This is a genomic window from Sphingomonas sp. RB1R13, assembly GCF_036663775.1.
Lineage (GTDB): Bacteria > Pseudomonadota > Alphaproteobacteria > Sphingomonadales > Sphingomonadaceae > Sphingomicrobium.
Genome location: NZ_JAXOJM010000002.1, coordinates 22,421 through 41,970 on the forward strand (window position 1 = coordinate 22,421; position 19,550 = coordinate 41,970).

Consider the following 19,550-nt stretch of genomic DNA (forward strand, 5'->3'; position numbering starts at 1 on the left):
GCGGTGGACCCCCCGCTAACCTCCCGGCCATGAACAAGATCCTGCTCGGCGCCACTGCGCTCGCCGCCTTCCTTCCCACCGCCGTCGCCGCCCGGCCGATGACCGCCGCCGACATGCACGCGATGCACCGTCTGGGCGACGCCACCGTCTCGCGCGACGGGCGCACCGCGCTCTATTCGCTCAGCACAACCGACATGGTGGCCGGCAAGCGCAGCACCGACCTCTACTCGCTTGACTTGACCCGTCCGGGCGCGATCCCGGTGCGCCTGACCACCACGCCGGGCGAAAACGAGGGCTCACCCGCCTTCGCCCCTGACGGACGGTCAATCTATTATTTGTCGAGCAAATCGGGGACGAGCCAGCTCTACCGCCTGTCGCCCGGCCGCAAGCCCGTGCAGGTGACCCATGCCAAGGTCGACTTGGGCGGCTTCATCGTCTCCCCCAACGGCGCCAAAATATTGACCTATGCCGATGTCGGCGCGGGGTGCGACCTTGCTGGCTGCCCGACGAAGGCCGCTGCCTCGGGCTCGGCACGGGTCTATGAAAATAGCGGCTTCGTCCGCCACTGGGATAGTTGGGCGACACCGGGCGAATATTCGCGCCTGTTCGCGATCGATCTCGCCACCGGCAAGACCATATCGCTGACGGCGACCCTGACCGGCCATTCCCCGGGCAAGCCATTCGGCGGCAATGAGGAATTGAGCTGGGCGGCCGACAGCCAGTCGGTGTTCTTTACGATGCGTCAGGCGGATGCGATGGAGCCACGGTCAACCAACCTCGACATCTGGCAGGTCCGGCTCGACGGATCGGCCCCGGTCAATCTGACGGCGGGCAATCTCGCCACCGATACGCTGCCCGCGGTTTCGCCCGACGGCCGGACGCTCGCCTATGTCGCGATGGACCGGCCGGGCTACGAAGCCGATCGGCAGGAGCTGCGCCTGCGCGACCTTGCCACTGGTCAGACTCGCCAGCTGGCCGACGGATGGGATCGCTCGGCGGGCGAGATCAGCTGGAGCCCCGATGGCCGCAGCCTGATCGTCGGCGCCGACGACACGCTCGAGCACCCCCTGTTCCGCGTCGAAGTCGCCAGCGGCGCGGTCACCCGCCTGACCGGCGAGGGCCACACCGGCAATGCCCGCGCACTGGCCGACGGATCGGTGGTCTACACCTCCAACTCCATCCTCGCGCCCGACGATTTGTTTCGCATCGACGCCGCCGGCCGCACGACCCAGCTGACCAACGTCAATCGCGAGCTGCTGGCCCAGCTCGACCCCGTCACCGTCGATCGCTTCAACTTCACCGGCGCCGCCAACGACCGCGTGTGGGGCATCAAGGTCAAGCCCGTCCGCAACTCCACCCTGCCAATTGCCTTTGTCGTTCATGGCGGGCCGCAGGGCAGCTTTGGCAATGGCTGGTCCTACCGCTGGAACCCACGCGTCATCGCCAGCGCTGGCTATGGCGTGGTCAGCGTCGATTTCCACGGGTCGACGGGGTACGGCCAGGCCTTCACCGATTCGATCCGCGACAATTGGGGCGGCTGGCCACTCGAGGATCTCAAGCGCGGCCTCGCCTTCGCGACCGGCAGCGATCCCCAGCTCCAGGCCGACAACGCCTGCGCGCTCGGTGCCTCTTACGGCGGCTACATGATGAACTGGATCGAGGGGAATTGGCCCGATCGCTTCCGTTGCATCGTCCAGCATGACGGCGTGTTCGACGCCCGCGCCATGGCCTATGAAACCGAGGAATTGTGGTTCGACGAGTGGGAACATGGCGGCCACGCCTATTATGAAGCCCCGCAGGCGTTCGAAAAGTGGAACCCGGTCAACTTCGTCAGCCGGTGGAGCACCCCGCAGTTGGTCATCACCGGCGAAAAGGACTTCCGCATTCCCTATACGCAAGGGATTGCCGCCTACACCGCACTCCAGCGCAAGGGCATCCCGTCGCGGCTGGTGGTCTTCCCCGACGAGAATCACTGGGTGTTGAAGCCCAAGAATTCGCAGCAATGGTATGGCGAAGTGCTCGGCTGGATGAGCCGCTGGACCAAGCCGGCACCACGCTAGGTTGAGAAAGGCGAGCGGGCCCGCTACCCGCTCGCAAATGACCGAGCTCGCCAAGACCTTCGACCCCGCCGAAATCGAATCGCGCTGGTATGCGCATTGGGAAGGGCAGGGGCTGTTTCGGCCCGCACGTGACGAGGCGGTGCCCTTCACCATCGTCATGCCGCCGCCCAACGTCACCGGCTCGCTCCACATCGGCCATGCGCTCGACGTCACGCTGCAGGATATTCTCGTTCGCCATGCGCGGTTGCAGGGCAAGGACGCGCTGTGGGTGGTCGGCACCGACCATGCCGGGATCGCGACCCAGATGGTGGTCGAACGCCGGCTCGACGCCGAGCAGAAGAAGCGCACCGACTTCACTCGGGAAGAATTCATCGAACGGGTGTGGGACTGGAAGCGCGAGAGCGGCGGGCAGATTACGCAGCAACTCCGCCGGCTGGGCGCGTCGTGTGACTGGGCCAATGAGCGCTTCACGATGGACGAAGGTTTCTCGAAAGCCGTCACCCACGTCTTCGTCGAATTGCACAAGCGCGGCCTGCTCTATCGCGACAAGCGGCTGGTCAACTGGGACCCCCATTTCCAGACTGCGATCAGCGACCTGGAGGTCGAAACGCGGGAGGTGCAGGGGAAATTCTGGACGTTGCGCTACCCGCTCGCCGATGGCGCTGCCGAGGACGGCATCACCCATATCGAGGTCGCGACCACCCGCCCCGAAACGATGCTCGCCGACATGGCGGTCGCGGTCCACCCGGACGACGAGCGTTACACCGCGCTGATCGGCCGAATGGTCGCGCTGCCGATCACCGGGCGCCAGGTCCCGATCGTCGCCGACGAACATGCCGACCCCGAACTCGGCTCGGGCGCGGTCAAGATCACGCCGGGACACGACTTCAACGATTATGAAGTCGGCAAGCGCGCCGGGTACAAGGCCGGCGAGATGCTTAACATGCTCGATGGGGCAGGGCGCATCGTCCAGTGTGGCGGCATTCCCGAGGAGTTGCTCGGCCTCGACCGCTTCGAGGCACGCAAGCGGGTGGTCGAATTGATCGAAGCTGAAGGCGCACTGGTCAAAGTCGAAGACCGCACCATCGCCACCCCCTATGGCGACCGCTCGGGCGTGGTCATCGAACCGTGGCTGACCGACCAATGGTATGTCGACGCGGCCACGCTGGCCAAACCTGCGATCGAAGCCGTCAAGTCGGGCGCGATCAGGATCGTGCCCGAGACCTGGGCCAAGACCTGGTTCAACTGGCTGGAGAATATCCAGCCATGGTGTGTGTCGAGGCAGTTATGGTGGGGCCACCGTATTCCGGCGTGGTTCGATACGGCGGGCGAAATCTATGTCGCCGAGACCGAGAAGGAAGCCAAGGCCCTTGCCCCGGGCAAGACGCTGCGCCGTGACGACGACGTCCTCGATACCTGGTTTTCCTCTGCCCTGTGGCCGTTCGCCACGCTTGGCTGGCCCGAGCAGAGCGCTGAACTCACCCGTCATTACCCCAATGACGTGCTCGTTTCGGGGTTCGACATCCTGTTCTTCTGGGACGCCCGGATGGCGATGCAGGGGATCGAGTTCATGGGCGAAGTTCCGTGGAAGACGCTCTATCTCCACGGCCTCGTCCGCGACGCCAACGGGCAGAAAATGTCCAAGTCGAAGGGCAATACGGTCGACCCGCTCGGCCTGATCGACCGCTTCGGTGCTGATGCGCTGCGCTTCACCATGGCGGCGATGGAGAGCCAGGGGCGCGACATCAAGCTCGATGAAAAGCGCGTCGAAGGATATCGCAACTTCGCCACGAAATTGTGGAACGCCGCGCGGTTCCTGCAGGGCAATGGGGTGGGGGCGAGTGGCTCGATCGCCGCTCCGCAGGCAACGCTCCCGGTCAACCGCTGGATCATCGGCGAAGTGGTCGAGACGCTGGCTAAACTCGACCGCGCGCTCGCCGACCTGCGCTTCGACGAGGCCGCCAACACCATCTACCAATTCGCCTGGGCCACCTTCTGCGACTGGTATGTCGAGCTGGTGAAGGGCGCATTCGATGATGAAACCCGCGCCGTCGCCGCCTGGGCATTCGACCAGATCCTCGTCATGCTCCACCCGCTGATGCCGTTCATCACCGAGGAATTGTGGCACGCGATGGGAGAGCGGCCGTATGATTTGATCGCCGCGCAATGGCCTGCGCCCGAAGCAGCGATCGACTCGCTCGCCAGCACCCGCGTGAAAAGCCTGATCGCAGTTGTCGATGGGGTTCGTACCCTTCGCGCGGAAATGAATATTCCTTGGACCGCTGAATTAAGTCCGCGCATTGTTCGCTCGTCGGCACCGTTGGAGCAAGTCGGGGATGTGATCGCGCTGATGGGGCTGTTCAATCCTCAACTTCAGCGGATGGCGAAACTTGGCAATCCGACAGAAGCGTCTGATGTGCCGTTAAACTCGGCGCAAATCGATGTGAATGGGGTGACCATTGCCTTCCCGCTCGGCGATGCAATCGACCTCGACGCCGAACGCTCGCGCCTCGAAAAGGCCATCTCTGCCGTCGAGAAAGACCGCGACTCCCTCGCTGCTCGTCTCGCCAACCCCGCCTTCGCCGAGCGCGCGAAACCGGAAGCCGTCGAGAAGGCCCGCGCCGACCATGACGCCCGCGCCGCCGAGGCCGAACGCCTGTCCGCTGCCCTGGCGCGGCTGGGATGAGCGCTCCTCGTCACCCCGGGCTTGACCCGGGGCCTGCCTCGCTTGTTTCGGTCCGCAGAAAAGGCGGGTCCCGGGTCAAGCCCGGGATGACGAGCTAGCAGATGGCCGACCTCGAACCCGACGGCATAACTGCCCAGACCACCGACGAAGGACTCGTCTCCGCAACCCGCCACGGCGCGCGCGACCTGACGCAGGGGCCGATCACGCGGACGCTGATCGCCTTCATGCTCCCCGCGCTCGGATCGTCGGTGCTCCAGGCGTTAAATGGGTCGATCAACACCATCTGGATCGGCCGCCTCCTCGGCGAGGATGCGCTTGCCGCGACCTCGAACGCAACGACGGTCATGTTCCTCATGCTGTCGTTCGTGTTCGGGTTCGGCATGGCCTCGACCATTCTCATCGGCCAGGCGTTCGGCCGCCGCGACATTGACGGCGCGCGGCGGACGATCGGTACCGCATTTGCCGCGTTCGGGGTGGTCGCGATTATCCTCAGCGCGATCGGCTGGTTGTTCGCGCCACAGATCCTCCACGCGCTCGCCACCCCGGCAAGCATTGTTCCGCTGGCCCTCGCCTACCTCCGCGTCATTTTCATCGGCTTGCCCGCCGCACTGATGCTGACGATGCTGATGATGGCGCTGCGCGGATCGGGGGACAGCCTGACACCGCTTTATTTCATGGCGCTGTCGGTCGTCCTCGACAGCGGACTCAACCCGTTTTTGATCAACGGCATCGGGCCCTTCCCCAGGATGGGCATCGCCGGATCGGCCACCGCCACGATGATTGCCAATTACGCCGCGCTGGCCGCGCTGATCGCGACCGTCTATCTGCGCGATCTTCCGCTGCGCTTGCGCCGGGGCGAACTCGCCTATCTTCGTCCCAGTCCTGCGATCCTGCGCACGATCGTCGGCAAGGGCCTGCCGATGGGGCTGCAGATGATCGCCGTCTCGGCCTCCGCGATGACCATGTTCAGCCTGGTCAACCGGCAGGGCGTGGCGACCACCGCCGCTTTCGGGGTCGCGTTGCAGCTGTGGACCTATGTCCAGATGCCGGCGATGGCGGTCGGCGCGGCGGTGTCGACCATGGTCGCGCAGAATATTGGTGCCAATCAATGGGACCGCGTCGGGCGGGTGACCCGCTCGGGCGTGCTGATCACGCTTTCGATCACCGGGGTGATGGTCGTCCTCCTCGCCCTCGCCGACCAAGCGGTGCTGGCGCTGTTCCTTGGCAGCGACAGTCCGGCGATGCCGATCGCCCGGCATATCCAGCTGCTCGGCACCTGGGGCTATTTGCTGTTCGGGGTAACGATGGTGCTGTTCGGCACGATGAGGGCCAATGGCGCGGTGGTCGTACCGCTGCTGATCCTCGCCTTCGGGCTGCTGCCGGTGCGGCTTGGTTTCGCTTCGATCATGCAGCATTATATCGGCGCCGACGCGTTGTGGCTCAGCCTGCCGGTGGCGTCGCTAAGCAACCTCGCGCTGGCCACGATCTACTACCTGCGCGGCACCTGGAAGCGGCAAAGCATGATCGCCTCCTGACCTATTGCTATTAGGAACCATTCGCATTAGTGGCGGGTCATGCAGATGACCTACCTTCTCGCCGTCGCCGCGCTACTCGTAACTTGGCCATCCTCTGCTCACGCCACTCCCGGACTTGGCGAAGAGGTTTACCCTGCGACGATCGAGCGGGAGGCCGAGTTCGAGGCCCGATACGGTCGCTTGTCGGGTCGCAGCGCGGAGGGCACCGATGCCCTTGTCCTTGAAGCAGCCAATGGCTTCTCGACAAAATTCCGCGCTGCGATCCTGGTGGAGCTTGAGCGCACACCGGACGGCGGTCGCCACGCTTCCGCCTTTGCCGTGGAGGCCATCCACACGCTCGGCCGGATTGGTGGGGTCGACACCGCTTTTTACGGCGAATATGCGGTTGCACGCGACGGCGCCGACAAAATCGAAACGAAGTTGCTCCTGCAAAAGTCAGCCAGCCGGTTCGACACCCGTCTCAACCTTATTGCGGAACGCGAAATGGTTGCGGGGGCCCCAGTTACCTTCGGCTATGCCATGTCGGCCGACACTGCGGTCGGTGGCGCATTCCGGCTGGGTGCGGCTGCATTCGGAGATTTGAGCGGTGACGAGGGCGGGCATCACTTTGCCGGGCCCATCGTCAAAGCCGACTTCGAACATTTCGGACCGGGCGACTTCGAGTTGGAAACCGGCTATTTGTTCGCCCTGGGGTCGGCACGGACCGAAGCGCGCGGTCAGTTCCGTCTCCTCGCCGCCTACGCCTTTCCCTTCTAGCGCTCCCGCGCTATCCAACGTGGCGATGTCCCCCTTCGCCGCCGCCGCACCCGCCTTCCCCGCCATCCGCATGCGCCGCGGCCGTTCCGCGCCGTGGATCCGCGCGATGCTTGCCGAGCATGTGCTGACCCCCGCCGATCTGATCTGGCCGCTATTTATCGCCGAAGGGCAGGGGGCTGAGGAGCCGATTGCGACGCTGCCCGGGGTCAGTCGCTGGACCGTCGCGCAACTCGCCGGCAAGGCGCGTGAGGCCCGCGATCTCGGCATCCCGTGCATCGCCCTGTTCCCCAACACGCCAGCCAATTTGCGCAGCGAACGCGGCGAGGAAGCGCTCAATCCCGACAATTTGATGTGCCGCGCGATCCGCACCATCAAGGACGCCGTGCCAGAGGTCGGCATCTTAACCGACGTGGCTCTCGATCCCTACACCGCGCACGGCCACGACGGGCTAACCGATGCGGTGGGCTATGTTCTCAACGACGAAACCAGCGAGCAACTTGTCGGCCAGGCGCTTGTCCAGGCCGAAGCCGGCGCCGACATCGTCGCCCCGTCGGACATGATGGACGGCCGCGTTGGCGCCATTCGTTCTGCACTCGAACAACATGGCCACTACAATGTCGCGATCATGGCCTACGCCGCGAAGTACGCCAGCGCCTTCTATGGCCCGTTCCGCGACGCGGTCGGCTCGCGCGGACTGCTCAAGGGCGACAAGCGCGGTTATCAGATGGATCCCGCCAATGGCGCCGAGGCCCTGCGCGAAGTGGCGCTCGACCTCGCCGAGGGTGCCGACATGGTCATGGTCAAGCCTGGCCTCGCCTATCTCGACGTGCTGGCCCGGGTGAAGGACCGCTTTGGCGTGCCGACCTTCGCCTATGCCGTGTCGGGCGAATATGCGATGATTGAGGCCGCCGCCGCCGCCGGGGCAGGGGACCGCGACGCGCTGATCCTGGAAACACTGATGGCGTTCAAGCGCGCCGGGGCGACGGGGGTGCTCACCTATCACGCCCGCGACGCTGCCCGGTTGCTCGGCGGGTGAGCATTGGAGCAATTCCGGTTCGCTGACGCCAGCGCATTTCGCCTTTGCGCCCGGTTAACCATATCAACATGATTTCTTCCTAGCTTTCCGGTCATGGCCACTATTCCTATTCAGCGTGCTGCGGACGGGACCTCTCTTCGCGCGCGCTTCATCGTCACCGTGTTCGCGGGGTCGTTCCTGCTGTTCCTGGTCCAGCCGATGGTGGCGCGAATGGCGCTTCCGCGACTTGGCGGAGCGCCCGCCGTGTGGAATTCAGCGATGCTGGTTTACCAGGCGTTGCTGCTGGCGGGCTATGCCTATGCGCATTGGCTTGCCCGCCTCGCGCCGCGGCGACAGTCGATGGTCCATCTCAGCCTGTTCGCGCTGGCCGCGCTGACCCTGCCGATCGCGCTGATATCGGCCGTGCCGGGTCCCGATGCGAACATCTTTACCTGGGTTCCGTGGTTGTTGCTGGTCAGCATCGGGCCGTTGTTCCTGGTCATTTCGGCCCAGGCGCCGCTGATGCAGCGCTGGTTCGCGCTGGCCGGCGGAGGTGATCCTTACCCGCTTTATGCCGCGTCCAATTTCGGCAGTTTTCTCGGCCTGCTCGCTTATCCGTTGCTTGTCGAACCGTTGCTGTCGATCAACGACCAAAGCCGCGGCTGGAGCGTCGCTTATGCCGCGCTCGCCCTGCTGGTGGCGGTGTGCGCGTTGCGGCTGCCCAAGACCGCGTCGGCAGGACTGGCGGCCGCCGAGACCGGGCCGCTTGCAACGATTGCCACCGCACGGCCGGGCCGTGCCACGATTGGGCGGTGGATTCTGCTGTCGGCGATCCCGTCGGGGCTGATGCTGTCGACGTCGCTCCACCTGACGACGAACATCGTGGCGATGCCCTTGCTATGGGTCTTGCCGCTCGGGCTTTACCTGCTGAGCTATTCGGTTGCCTTCGCCACCCGGCGCGGCCCCGCCGCGACCATCACTCGGCTCGCGCCCTATCTCCTGCTCGCCGCCGGTTCGAGTGTGTGTTCCGATGAGACCCCGTTTCCGCTCGTCATTGCCGCGACGGCGCTGCTATGCCTGTTCGCGGTCGCGGTCGCCCTCCACGCCCGGCTGTTCGAGCAGCGCCCCGATCCTGAACATCTCACCATCTTCTATTTGTCGACATCCGTTGGCGGTGTGATTGGCGGCTTGGTGTGCGCACTGATCGCGCCGCTTAGCTTCGACTGGACCTATGAGCATCCGCTGCTCCTTGCCGCCGCTGGAGCGGTGATCGTCGGGGTCAATCCGTTCGCCCGCTGTGCCGCCTTGTGGGACGGCGGCGACCGCGCCCGTCGCCTGACCCTTTGGCTCGCCATCACCGTGCTGCTGCTCAGCCTTGTAGGAAATGGCGCGTTCGGCACGGCCCACAGCAATGTCCTCGCCTTCGCCGCGTCGACGCTGATCATTGCGGTGGCGATCGTCTCGATCGGCAATCGCCTGCTGTTTGCCGTGGCGCTTTGCGCAATGATGCTCAGCATGGGTGGCTGGAGCAAGCTGCAGCTGTCGTGGGCGCACCAGATGACGCGCAGCTTCTTCGGGGTAGACACGGTCAGGGGACTCGACGGCAACGCCATGATGCTGGTTCACGGGAACACCGCGCACGGCGTCCAGAATCTCGGCTCGCCACAGCGTGAGCGGATGGTGACCACCTATTATGCGCCGCTGTCTGGTGTCGGGCTGGCGATGGCCGCCGTGCCGTCCATCTTTCCCGATGCGCGGGTCGCCGTGGTCGGGCTTGGCGCCGGTACGTTGAGCTGCACCAGCGTCCCCGGCCAGCACTGGCGCTTCTACGAGATTGATTCGCGGATCGCCGAGATTGCGCGACGCGATTTCACTTTCCTTGGCCGCTGCCAGCCCGACGCCGGCATCGTCATTGGCGACGCCCGCCTGACTCTGGAACGCGAAGCCGCCGCTTCTGCCGACGTCCTCGTCATCGACGCCTTCTCGTCGGACACGGTGCCGATGCACTTGCTCACGCTCGAGGCATTCGACGTCTACCGCCGTCATCTTCGTCCCGATGGGTTGCTGATGGTCCATATTTCGAACCGCTACATCGACCTGACCCCGGTCATCGCCGCTGCTGCGGCGCACGGTTGGGACGCCCGCATCCGCACCTATTGGCCGTCGCCGAGCGAGAAGCGGGACCACGCCGTCGCATCACGGTGGGTCGCGCTGTCGCCGTCAGCCGCCACCATTGCCGCCGTCGTGCGGGCAAGCGGCAAATACCAGTGGTGGCCGATGAAACCGACCGGCGCGGCGGCGTGGACCGACGACCATTCGAGCATCCTTCCGCTCATCAACTGGCGGGGTTGATCGAAGGCTCGTCGCTTGCCATTCAGGGGCGATGGAACAGATCGCTACCACTGACCGCCTGACCTTGCGCGAATGGGCGGCGGGCGACGCGCAGCACTTCGCCGGGATCATGAACACGCCGGCGGTGATGCGCTGGCTTGGCGGGGTCCAGTCCCCCGACAAATGGAACGCTGCTTATGAACGCATTATCGGCTTCCAGCGCGACTTTGGTCACACTTTCTGGATTGTCGAGCGGACGTCCGACGGCGAGATGCTCGGCTTTTGCGGGCTCAAGCGGGTCAATTCCGATGGCACAGACCTCGTCGGCCAGCACGAAATCGGCTGGCGCTTCCGCGAGAGTTCGTGGGGACAGGGCTATGCCAGCGAAGCCGCGACCGCCAGCCTTGATCTCGCGTTTGGCCGGTTCGACGCGCCGCATGTTGTCGCCTTCACTGTCGCCGGCAATGACGCCAGCTGGCGGTTGATGGAGCGGCTCGGCATGACCCGCCGCGCCGACCTGGACTATGACGACCCGCGCTATTCGGGGGAACTCAACCCGACCATCGTCTATCGCATCACTCGCGACGAATGGCTCAGCGCGCGATCCGCGCGTTAAGGCTGGCGATCGTCGCGCGCTGCTCGGCGTCGATTGCTCCTGCGTCCGTCCCGGCTGCCTGGACCGCCGCCAGGTCGGATGCACCGATTGCGCCCTTGGCGGCAACCGCTTCTCCAGCAATCGCGTCGATTGCGCTTAACGCCGCGGGGGTAGGGGACCTTGCCGCTTCGAGCGCCGAAATCGCGACCTGTGCGCTGATCCAGCTTTCGCTTCGCGCCGGACCCGCTGCGCCCACCGCGCGCTGTGCGGGGCCAAGCGCGGCGCGATAGGCCGCATCGCCACTACGCGCCTGCGCGATCAGGCTCGCCAGCCGCTCGCGCACACCACCGCTCATCGGCCGTTCGGTCAGTGCCCGCTCGACCGGCACGCGGGGATCGATCTTCTCCGCTGCGCGGGGGGCAAGCGACGGCGAGTTGGCCGTGGTATGCGAACAGGCGCCAAGCAGCAGCACGGGCAGGGCGGCGATATGGCGCAAGGTCAGGATCATTCTTTCCGTCTAGGATTGGCGGCCTCGCTTCGCAATCAGTGCATTTGGGGGCTGACCTCCCGCTTTTCCGGGATTTGCGGGTTGCACCCTCAGGAAACCCCCCCTAATAGCCAGCCCACCGCGCGCCCGTAGCTCAGCTGGATAGAGCATCAGACTACGAATCTGAGGGTCGGACGTTCGAATCGTTCCGGGCGCGCCACTTCCACCAGCATTTCCGATATGCCCCGTTCACCGGCAATCGGTTGAGCGACCGGGCAATGTGTCTGAACCCTGTCAGCGCGGATCTCGCGATCGTTCGATCAGCGCGATGGCTTCGGCTTCACCAACGACCTCGGCATATTTGGCCTGGAGATCGAACAAATTGGCGTCATGCGGGCCGGGCTGGCGATCGGCGCACGCCTCACGCACGACGAACGGGCGGAAGCCATGCTGAAGCGCGTCGAGCGCGGTCGCGCGTACGCAGCCTGAGGTCGAAAAGCCGGTAATGACGAGCGTATCGATCGATGCCGCCATCAGGGTCGACGCCAGTGAGGTGCCAAAAAACGCCGACGCATATTGTTTGGTCACAACCGTTTCGTCATCCTGGGGCTGGAGCGACGGCGGAAAGGCCCCCGCCGGGCTGCCACGATCGAACAGCTTGAGCGCGGGCACCTTGCGATAGAATAGGCCGCCATCCGCCCCGCCCGGCTGGTAGACGACGTTGGTGAAAATCACCGGGACCCCGGCGTCACGCGCCACCGCGACCAGCCGCTCATTGCTCGCGAGCGCGCTGACAAACGCCGTTCCGTAAAGCACCGATCCCGGCTCAAGATAGGCCATGACGACATCGACCAGCAGCAACGCCGGCCGGCTGCCGAACGACAGGCGCCCGTCGAACGTGCCGGCAAGATCGTTCTTGGTCATCACATCGCTCCTTCGGCCTCCAGCGCGGCAAGCTCGTCGGCCGACAAGCCGAGCGCACCATAGACTTCGGCGTTATGCTCGCCGACCGTCTGCGGGGCGATGCTGCGGATTGACCCTGGCGTGCCCGACATCTTGGGAAAGCTGTTCTGCATTTTCACTTCGCCAAAACGCGGATGGTCGATCGTCACGATCGCCTCACGCGCGGCGAAATGCGGGTCGGCCAGCATTTCGGGCGCGCGATAGATGCTCCCCGACGGCACGCTATGTTCGATCATCAACCGCTCGACCTCTGCCGTCGAGAGGGTTTTGGTCCAGGCTTCGATGATATCGTCCAGCTCCACCTGATGAGCGCCGCGCGCGACATGATCGACATAACGCGGGTCGGTGGCAAGTTCGGGCCGACCCATCGCCGCGCACAGTCGCGCAAAGACCGCGTCCTGGTTGGCGCCGATCAGAAACTCGCCATCAGCGGTCTGGTAGACATTCGACGGGGCAATCCCGGGCAGCGATGAACCCGACCGCTCGCGGATGTAGCCCGATGCGACATATTCGGGGACCAGGCTTTCGGTGACCTGGAGCACGGCTTCGTACAGTGCGCTGTCGACCACTTGGCCGACCCCGGTCCGCTCGCGCGCATGAAGCGCCGCAAGCGCCCCCATACAGCCATAGGTGGCCGCCAGCGTGTCGCCGATCGACAGTCCCATCCGGCTCGGTGCGCGATCGGCGTCACCGACGATGTACCGCCACCCGCCCATGGCCTCGCCGATCCCACCAAAACCGGCGCGCGATGCATAGGGCCCGGTCTGGCCATAGCCCGACACCCGCACGATGATCAGCCTGGGGTTGATCGCATGAAGGACATCAGGACCGAGGTTCCATTTCTCGAGCGTTCCGGGTTTGAAGTTCTCGATCAATATGTCGGCGTCGGCGGCCAGCTTTCGAACCAGATCCTGCCCGGCAGGGACGCGCAGGTTGGCTGTTACCGAACGCTTGTTGCGGGCGACCACCTCCCACCATAATTTATCGTCGCCGCGGCCCCATGCGCGCATCGGGTCGCCAGTGCCGGGGGCTTCGACCTTGATGACATCGGCCCCCATGTCGCCAAGCAGCTGGCCGCAGAATGGACCGGCGATCAGCTGGCCAAGTTCGATCACCCTGATGCCTTGCAGCGCGCCCCTGTTCTCGATCATTCCGCTTACTCCGCCGCCATCGCGGCATGGGCCCAGACCGGCTGGCGCGGTGCTGGCAGTCCAGTTTCGGCCAGGCACGTGGCGCGAAGCTGCTCGATGTCGCCGCCACGATCGAACAGCGGCAAGGGGCCAGGACGGGCGGCCCGCATGGTGGCACGCAGCGCAGCGGTCGCGGCCTCGTCGCCGACGACCACGCCATAACGGCGCGCACCCTCGGTTGACACCAGCCCTTGCGCGACTTCCTCCTGGACCAGCGTTGCATCACGCTCGAGCGGATCGCCCCAGCCGCCACCGCCCCAGGTGATAAAGTGCAGCTGGTCACCGGCCTCGACGACCAGTTCCTCCAGTTTGTTGGCGACGATCGTCTGGCTGCCGTCGGCTTTTTCCAGGATCTTGCGAGCCCGCGCCCCCGGATCCCCCCCATTAACCCCCCACGGCTTCACGAACCAGCGGTCGTCGTGGATGGCTATTACTCCGGGTTCCAGGAAGCGGTAGGTCATGTGGATCCCATTCCCTCCGCGGTGGAGACCCGGGCCGCCCGAATCCACTGCTGTTTCGTATCGTTCGATGACCAATGGAAAGTATCGTTCGAGGAATTCGTTGGGTACGTTGGTGAAGCCCGGCCACAGCGAATGGCCATCGGGGCCATCGCCCATCGGCCGGCCGGGAATCCCGCCAAAGCCGATCTGGAACAGCTGGAAATAGCGGCCGGCGCGATCGGTTCCCGAGTAGAACAAGTGCGGGCTCGACGAAAAGCCCGCGGCGCACAGGAATTCGGGCGTGCGCTGGCCCAGCAGCCCGCCCAATATGTCGAAGATGCGGCCCAACGCATGGGTCCGCCCCGACAGCGCTGCCGGAAATTCGGGCTTGAGCAGCGATCCCTTGGGGATGCGCACGTCGATCAGGTCATAGAAGCCGTCGTTGAACAGGATCATCGGATCGAAGACCATGATCATGTAAATGCCGAAGAACATCTTGAACATGTTCTCGTTGAGCAGGAAGTTGATCGAGGCGGGGCTTTGCGGATCGGTTCCGGCGAAATCCAGGATGACCCGTCCATCCTCGCGCCACATCGTGCATTTGATCTTGTACGGACCAAAACCCATGCCGTCGTCGCAGATATAATCCTCGAAATCGACCGGCTCCTCGCCGATCGAGGTTTCGATGAGCTGCTTCATCGCGCGATAGTTGCGGGCAAGCAGTTCCTCGGTCGCCGAGACATAGACGTCGTCGCCGAACCGGGTGCAAATCTCGATCACCCGCCGTGCCGCCACCCGGCACGACGCGATCAAGGCGTTGAGGTCGGCCGCGCACCAGTCGGGCTTGCGCGTCTGGTGCATGACCAGCTTGATCAGGTCCTCATTATATTCGCCCTTGCGCCAGATCTTGACCGGCGGGATGCGCACCCCCTCTTCGAAGATCGAATGGGCGTCGATCGGCATCGACCCGGCGACCTTGCCGCCAATGTCGCTCTGGTGGCCGAACATCGCGGTGTAGGCGATGATCCGCCCGCCCTTGAACACGGGCAGCAGGACGAGCCAGTCGTTCGAATGGCTGATCGCGCCCCCGACCGAATAGGGATCGGACAGGAAGATCATGTCGCCATCCTCGAGCGTGCCGTCATAACCGTCGAGGAAGCCGCCGATGAACGACCCGAACTGGCCGACGATCATCCGCCCCTTGTGATCGGCGATCAGCGGGAAGGCGTCGCCCTGTTCGCGGATACCGGGGGACATGGCGGTGCGGACAAGGGTCGCGTCCATTTCGACGCGGGCGTTGCGAAGCGCGTTTTCGATGACCTCGAGCGTGACCGGATCGATCGCCACTTTGGCAAAGGGGGTCGCGTTGGGCTGGATAATCGTTGCGGGCATGATGCGTCCCTTCAGGCGAGGGTGATGAGGATGTTGCCGACGGCATCGACGGTGCCGATGCAGTCCCGTTCGATCAGGGTCGTCGAATCCATCTCGACCACGATCGCGGGGCCGGGAATGACATCGCCCTGCTCGAGCAGCGCGCGGTCGTAGATCACTGCCGCGTGGGTGCCGCCGTCCATCCACAACTGGTGATCGCGAAGCTTGGCCTGCGCCGGGTCGCCATCGCCAACGGGCAAGGTCGCCGCAGGCAGGTCGAGTGCAATACCCAGTGCGACGGCGCGCAAATTCACCAGCTCGTGGGGACTGGTCATGTTGAAGGTGAACAGGCGCTTGTGCTCGATATCGAAGCGGCTGGTGATCCCGGCCAGCCCGTCGCGGCGAATTGTCTCGGCGTCGATCGACAGTGGGACTTCGAACGCCTGGCCTTCATAGCGAACGTCGATTTCGAACAGGCTGGTGATGTCGCCATCCGCAATCCCGTCGGCCTTCAATTCGTCGCGGGTCTGGGTTGCCATCTCGTCGAGGATCGTCATCACCTCGGCCTCATCGGTGTCGGCGAAGCGGCGCGAGAAACTGCGCGCGGTTTCGGTCCGCATCCGCGTCGTCGCATCGCCCAGCGCGCACAACACCCCGGGCGACACCGGCGACACCGCCGGCCAGCTGCCCATCAGCCGCGCGACCGAATTGACATGGAGTGGTCCCGCACCGCCAAATCCCATCAGTGCGAAATCGCGCGGATCATAACCCTGCTGGACAGAAATCATGCGCAGCGCGCCAAACATATTCTCGTTGACGATGTCGATGATTCCGCGCGCCGCCTCCATCAGGCCGATGCCGAGCGCGTCGGCGATTGTCTGGACCGCCGCCTTGGCGCCGTTGCGGTCGAGCTTGAAGGTGCCGCCGAGCAAGGATTCGGGAAGATAGCCGAGCACGACATTGGCGTCGGTCACGGTCGGCTGGGTCCCGCCCTTGCCATAGGCGACCGGGCCCGGCACTGCGCCCGCCGACTGCGGGCCGACGCGAAGTGCCCTGGTCAGTTCGGGGACGTAGGCGATCGACCCGCCCCCGGCGCCCACGGTCTTCACGTCGAGCGATGAGGCGCGGACCGACAGATGGCCGACCTCGGTGGTGCGCGCCCGACGCGGCTCCAGATTTTCGATCAGCGCGACGTCGGTCGAGGTGCCCCCGACGTCGAGCGTCAAGATGTTGCGAAGGCCGCTGTTCTTGCCGACCCACAGCGCGCCGGTCACGCCGCCGGCCGGTCCCGACATCAGCAGCGACACTGGGTGCGCCTCGGCTTTTTCGCTGCTCATCAGCCCGCCGTCGGAGCGCAGCAAGGCAAGCTTTCCGGCCATCCCCGCGCTGCGCAACTTGGTGCGCAGGTTGCGGACATAATTGCCGACGATCGGCCGGACCGCAGCGTTGGCGACGGTCGTCAGCGTGCGTTCGTATTCCTGCATTTCGGGCAGGACTTCGTGGCTGAGCGAGACGGGCAGGTCGGGGCAGACTTCGGCCGCCAGTTCGCCCACCCGCTTCTCGTGCGCGCCGTTGAGATAGGCGTTGATCAGCGAGACGGTGATCGCCTCGACGCCCTGGTCGCGAAGCTGGGCCAGCGCGGCGCGGATGCCGTCATCGTCGATCGGGCGAAGCTCGCGGCCATGGGCATCCATGCGCCCGGCCACTTCGAGCGTGTCGATCAACGCGGCGAGCGGTTCGGGCTTGGGCCAGATGATCCACCCGGCAAGGCCCCCGGGGACGAAGCTGCGCGCGATCTGCATGACTTGGCGATACCCCTGGGTGACGATCAGCCCGACCCGCGCGCCCTTGCCCTCGAGCATGGCGTTGGTCGCAACCGTCGTGCCGTGGAGGAAGACCTCGACATCGGCCGGTGTGACGTTCGCCTTGGCGCACACCGCTGCTACGCCGTCGAGGATGCCGACCGAACTGTCGGCGGGCGTCGACGGAGTCTTGTGCCGCCAGAAACGCCCCGATTCCTCCTCCAGCAGCAACAGATCGGTGAAGGTCCCGCCGACATCGACGCCCAGACGATAGCTCATGCGTATTCACCCTTTTTGACGATAGGCGGCAGGGACGGCGGAAAGCGCCCCGCCTTGGAAACCATGCCCGGCAGCGGACGCCCCATGATCGGGGTCAGCCACTTCGCCGCGTCGATCAGCGCGTCGAGGTCGAGCCCGGTAGCGATGCCCGACCGTTCGAGCAGGTAGACGACATCCTCGGTCGGGATGTTGCCCGCCGCGCCGGGAGCGAACGGGCAGCCGCCAAGCCCGCCGAGCGACGAGTCGATCGTCGCGGCGCCCGCCTCGACCGCGGCCCACATGTTGGCGAGCCCGGTGTTGCGGGTGTTGTGGAGGTGGACGCGGACCGGCAGCGGGGCGATTTCAGCACGGACGCGCGTGACGAGCGCGGTGACCTCGGCCGGGACGGCGACCCCGATGGTGTCGGCCAGCGCGACTTCGACCGCGCCGCTGGCGGCGGCCTGGCGGGCCATGGCGACGACCCGGTCGGGCGACACCACGCCTTCGAACGGACAGCCGAAGGCGGCAGCGATGGTGATCTGGCCGCGGCGACCGGCGGCGCGGGCCAGGCCGACGATGTCGCACGCGATGTCGATCGACTGGGTGCTCGTCTGGCCCTGGTTGCGCATCGCGAAGGTGTCGGTGGTGACGCACACGGCGCCCAGTTCGTGAACCTTGGTGGCGAGCGCGCGAGCGGCGCCGCGATGGTTGAGGACCAACCCAATGTATACAAGTTGCGCATCAGGCAAGCCGGCGACGACCGCCTCGGCATCGGCCATCTGCGGCACCCGGGCGGGATTGACGAAGCTAGCCACCTCGATCCGCCGGGCGCCTGCGGCAATGACCGATTTCACGAGCATGACCTTATGGTCGACCGACAGGATCTCGGTTTCGTTCTGGAGCCCGTCGCGAGGGGAAACTTCGACGATTTCGATGGTTCGCATGGTCACTCTCGAGCCGGGTGGAAGCCGCGCCTTGCCACGCACATTGCCCTACTGTACACATTTTGCAAGGCAGGACATGCCAGGGCGGCGCCATTATCTGATCCAGCTTGCGCGCTATCGGATCATCCGCAATGTCGTGCGGGATCGGTCTTGGTCAATCGAAACCGCGCGCGGGGCCAGCAAGGGAAGTGCATGTCGAGAGCAAGCGACCGCGCCTATGACGAGATCAAGGCCCGAATACTCACCGGCAAGCTGGCGCCGGGCGTCCAGCTAAAGGAGGAAGAGCTTGCCGAGATTTGCGGCGTGTCGCGAACCCCGGTGCGCGACGCGATGCACCGGCTCGAAGCCGAGATGTTCATCCAGCGCAGCGACAGCCAGCGGTCGTTCGTCAGCAACTGGTCAATCGACGATATCGAGGAGCTGTTCACGCTGCGCACGATGCTGGAGGGCCATGCCGCGGCGCAGGCGGCCGAGCGCGTCACCCCCGACATGCTCGCCGCGCTCCATCGCAACGTCGCCACGATCGACGCCGCGATCGACCGGTCGCTGCCCGACGTCGATACGTTCCTGCTCGCCAACCGCCAGTTTCACGGATTGATCATCCAGGCTGCAGCATCGGACCGACTTGGGCAGATGATCAACCGGCTGGTGCTGCAGCCGATCGTCCACCGGACCGCGCTGCGCTACGATGGCGACCAGTTGCGCCGCAGCCTGGCCGAGCATGTCGAAATCGTCGCTGCCTTGGAAGCGCGAGACCGGGAATGGGCGCGGGCCGTGATGACGTCGCACATTCGACGCGCCTTCCACGTGTTCCGCACGGAACAGCCAGGCTGATCAGCGGCGTTTGTAAGCGGCGCGCGGGTGACCAGGGCTTTAGCGCTCAGAAAACTGCGTCCAAAACAATGTATACATCTAGTCCGATTTGGTGGTTCCATCGCTCCCCGGTCGGGACAGTGTGCGCTCCGTGCACTATCGCTCAACGAAAATGTGTAGCGCCGAATATGACCTTGACGCTTCAACTTGTGTACAATAGCGTTTGGAGAACTGGGGCACGACACTTTGTTATTGACCGTAAAAGCGGGGCCAACGTGCTCGTCTGATTGCTAAAACAAGGGGG

Annotated in this window: 14 protein-coding genes and 1 tRNA gene; 9 read left to right on the forward strand and 6 right to left on the reverse strand. The window is 65.0% G+C overall.

The features are described 5' to 3' along the window. Positions 1–29: 29 nt before the first annotated feature. The 7 genes from U1700_RS06260 (at position 30) to U1700_RS06290 (ending at position 10,999) form a co-directional block, all read left to right on the forward strand. Positions 30–2,060, forward strand: coding sequence for a S9 family peptidase (locus U1700_RS06260; RefSeq protein WP_332751191.1), 2,031 nt, complete (start codon positions 30–32; stop codon positions 2,058–2,060). A gap of 37 nt (positions 2,061–2,097) precedes the next feature. Further along, complete coding sequence (locus U1700_RS06265) at positions 2,098–4,746, forward strand: valine--tRNA ligase (RefSeq protein WP_332751193.1); 2,649 nt, start codon at positions 2,098–2,100, stop codon at positions 4,744–4,746. A 101-nt stretch (positions 4,747–4,847) separates the two neighbouring features. Beyond that, a complete protein-coding gene (locus U1700_RS06270; RefSeq protein WP_332751195.1) occupies positions 4,848–6,281 on the forward strand; it encodes an MATE family efflux transporter in 1,434 nt (477 codons plus the stop codon). A gap of 39 nt (positions 6,282–6,320) precedes the next feature. Continuing rightward, positions 6,321–7,037, forward strand: a complete 717-nt coding sequence (locus tag U1700_RS06275) for a hypothetical protein (RefSeq protein WP_332751197.1) — start codon at positions 6,321–6,323, stop codon at positions 7,035–7,037. Between the two features lie 25 nt (positions 7,038–7,062). Continuing rightward, complete coding sequence (gene hemB / locus U1700_RS06280) at positions 7,063–8,073, forward strand: porphobilinogen synthase (RefSeq protein WP_332751199.1); 1,011 nt, start codon at positions 7,063–7,065, stop codon at positions 8,071–8,073. Positions 8,074–8,166: 93 nt separating this feature from the next. Continuing rightward, entirely contained in the window at positions 8,167–10,404 is a 2,238-nt protein-coding gene (locus U1700_RS06285; protein ID WP_332751201.1) for a fused MFS/spermidine synthase, read from the forward strand. A gap of 31 nt (positions 10,405–10,435) precedes the next feature. Continuing rightward, entirely contained in the window at positions 10,436–10,999 is a 564-nt protein-coding gene (locus U1700_RS06290) for a GNAT family N-acetyltransferase (protein ID WP_332751203.1), read from the forward strand. Here the strand turns inward: U1700_RS06290 and U1700_RS06295 are convergent. After that, positions 10,977–11,486: a hypothetical protein gene (locus U1700_RS06295; protein WP_332751205.1), complete on the reverse strand. Its 510-nt coding sequence runs from the start codon at positions 11,484–11,486 to the stop codon at positions 10,977–10,979. The two genes, U1700_RS06290 and U1700_RS06295, sit on opposite strands and share 23 nt — an antisense overlap. Before the next feature lie 122 nt (positions 11,487–11,608). Between U1700_RS06295 and U1700_RS06300 the strand changes: the two genes are divergently transcribed. After that, positions 11,609–11,685: transfer RNA gene (locus U1700_RS06300), tRNA-Arg, on the forward strand. A gap of 74 nt (positions 11,686–11,759) precedes the next feature. Here U1700_RS06300 and U1700_RS06305 read toward each other — a convergent pair. From U1700_RS06305 to U1700_RS06325, 5 genes are read right to left on the reverse strand one after another with little or no spacing between them, the layout of a single operon-like run. Then, positions 11,760–12,389, reverse strand: coding sequence for an isochorismatase family protein (locus U1700_RS06305; RefSeq protein WP_332751207.1), 630 nt, complete (start codon positions 12,387–12,389; stop codon positions 11,760–11,762). After that, the gene (locus U1700_RS06310) at positions 12,389–13,579 is read right to left on the reverse strand and encodes a CaiB/BaiF CoA transferase family protein (RefSeq protein WP_332751209.1); all 1,191 of its coding nucleotides are present in this window, start codon (positions 13,577–13,579) and stop codon (positions 12,389–12,391) included. Before U1700_RS06310 ends, U1700_RS06305 begins: the two co-directional genes overlap by 1 nt. A 5-nt stretch (positions 13,580–13,584) precedes the next feature. Beyond that, positions 13,585–15,450, reverse strand: a complete 1,866-nt coding sequence (locus tag U1700_RS06315) for a hydantoinase B/oxoprolinase family protein (protein ID WP_332751211.1) — start codon at positions 15,448–15,450, stop codon at positions 13,585–13,587. Between the two features lie 11 nt (positions 15,451–15,461). Continuing rightward, the gene (locus U1700_RS06320; RefSeq protein ID WP_332751213.1) at positions 15,462–17,510 is read right to left on the reverse strand and encodes a hydantoinase/oxoprolinase family protein; all 2,049 of its coding nucleotides are present in this window, start codon (positions 17,508–17,510) and stop codon (positions 15,462–15,464) included. Then, positions 17,507–18,433, reverse strand: coding sequence for a hydroxymethylglutaryl-CoA lyase (locus U1700_RS06325; RefSeq protein WP_332751215.1), 927 nt, complete (start codon positions 18,431–18,433; stop codon positions 17,507–17,509). The genes U1700_RS06320 and U1700_RS06325 overlap by 4 nt, the downstream gene beginning before the upstream one ends. 192 nt (positions 18,434–18,625) lie before the next feature. On the opposite strand from U1700_RS06325, the gene U1700_RS06330 reads away from it, so the two are divergent. Then, positions 18,626–19,267 (forward strand): GntR family transcriptional regulator, encoded by a 642-nt coding sequence (locus U1700_RS06330; RefSeq protein ID WP_332751217.1) that lies wholly within the window; start codon positions 18,626–18,628, stop codon positions 19,265–19,267. Positions 19,268–19,550: the final 283 nt, after the last annotated feature.

Coding starts and splice junctions, on each gene's coding strand:
- U1700_RS06260 (WP_332751191.1), top strand. CDS start 30: ATGAACAAGATCCTGCTCGGCGCCACTGCGCTCGCCGCCTTCCTTCCC.
- U1700_RS06265 (WP_332751193.1), top strand. CDS start 2,098: ATGACCGAGCTCGCCAAGACCTTCGACCCCGCCGAAATCGAATCGCGC.
- U1700_RS06270 (WP_332751195.1), top strand. CDS start 4,848: ATGGCCGACCTCGAACCCGACGGCATAACTGCCCAGACCACCGACGAA.
- U1700_RS06275 (WP_332751197.1), top strand. CDS start 6,321: ATGCAGATGACCTACCTTCTCGCCGTCGCCGCGCTACTCGTAACTTGG.
- hemB (WP_332751199.1), top strand. CDS start 7,063: ATGTCCCCCTTCGCCGCCGCCGCACCCGCCTTCCCCGCCATCCGCATG.
- U1700_RS06285 (WP_332751201.1), top strand. CDS start 8,167: ATGGCCACTATTCCTATTCAGCGTGCTGCGGACGGGACCTCTCTTCGC.
- U1700_RS06290 (WP_332751203.1), top strand. CDS start 10,436: ATGGAACAGATCGCTACCACTGACCGCCTGACCTTGCGCGAATGGGCG.
- U1700_RS06295 (WP_332751205.1), bottom strand. CDS start 11,486: ATGATCCTGACCTTGCGCCATATCGCCGCCCTGCCCGTGCTGCTGCTT.
- U1700_RS06305 (WP_332751207.1), bottom strand. CDS start 12,389: ATGACCAAGAACGATCTTGCCGGCACGTTCGACGGGCGCCTGTCGTTC.
- U1700_RS06310 (WP_332751209.1), bottom strand. CDS start 13,579: ATGATCGAGAACAGGGGCGCGCTGCAAGGCATCAGGGTGATCGAACTT.
- U1700_RS06315 (WP_332751211.1), bottom strand. CDS start 15,450: ATGCCCGCAACGATTATCCAGCCCAACGCGACCCCCTTTGCCAAAGTG.
- U1700_RS06320 (WP_332751213.1), bottom strand. CDS start 17,510: ATGAGCTATCGTCTGGGCGTCGATGTCGGCGGGACCTTCACCGATCTG.
- U1700_RS06325 (WP_332751215.1), bottom strand. CDS start 18,433: ATGCGAACCATCGAAATCGTCGAAGTTTCCCCTCGCGACGGGCTCCAG.
- U1700_RS06330 (WP_332751217.1), top strand. CDS start 18,626: ATGTCGAGAGCAAGCGACCGCGCCTATGACGAGATCAAGGCCCGAATA.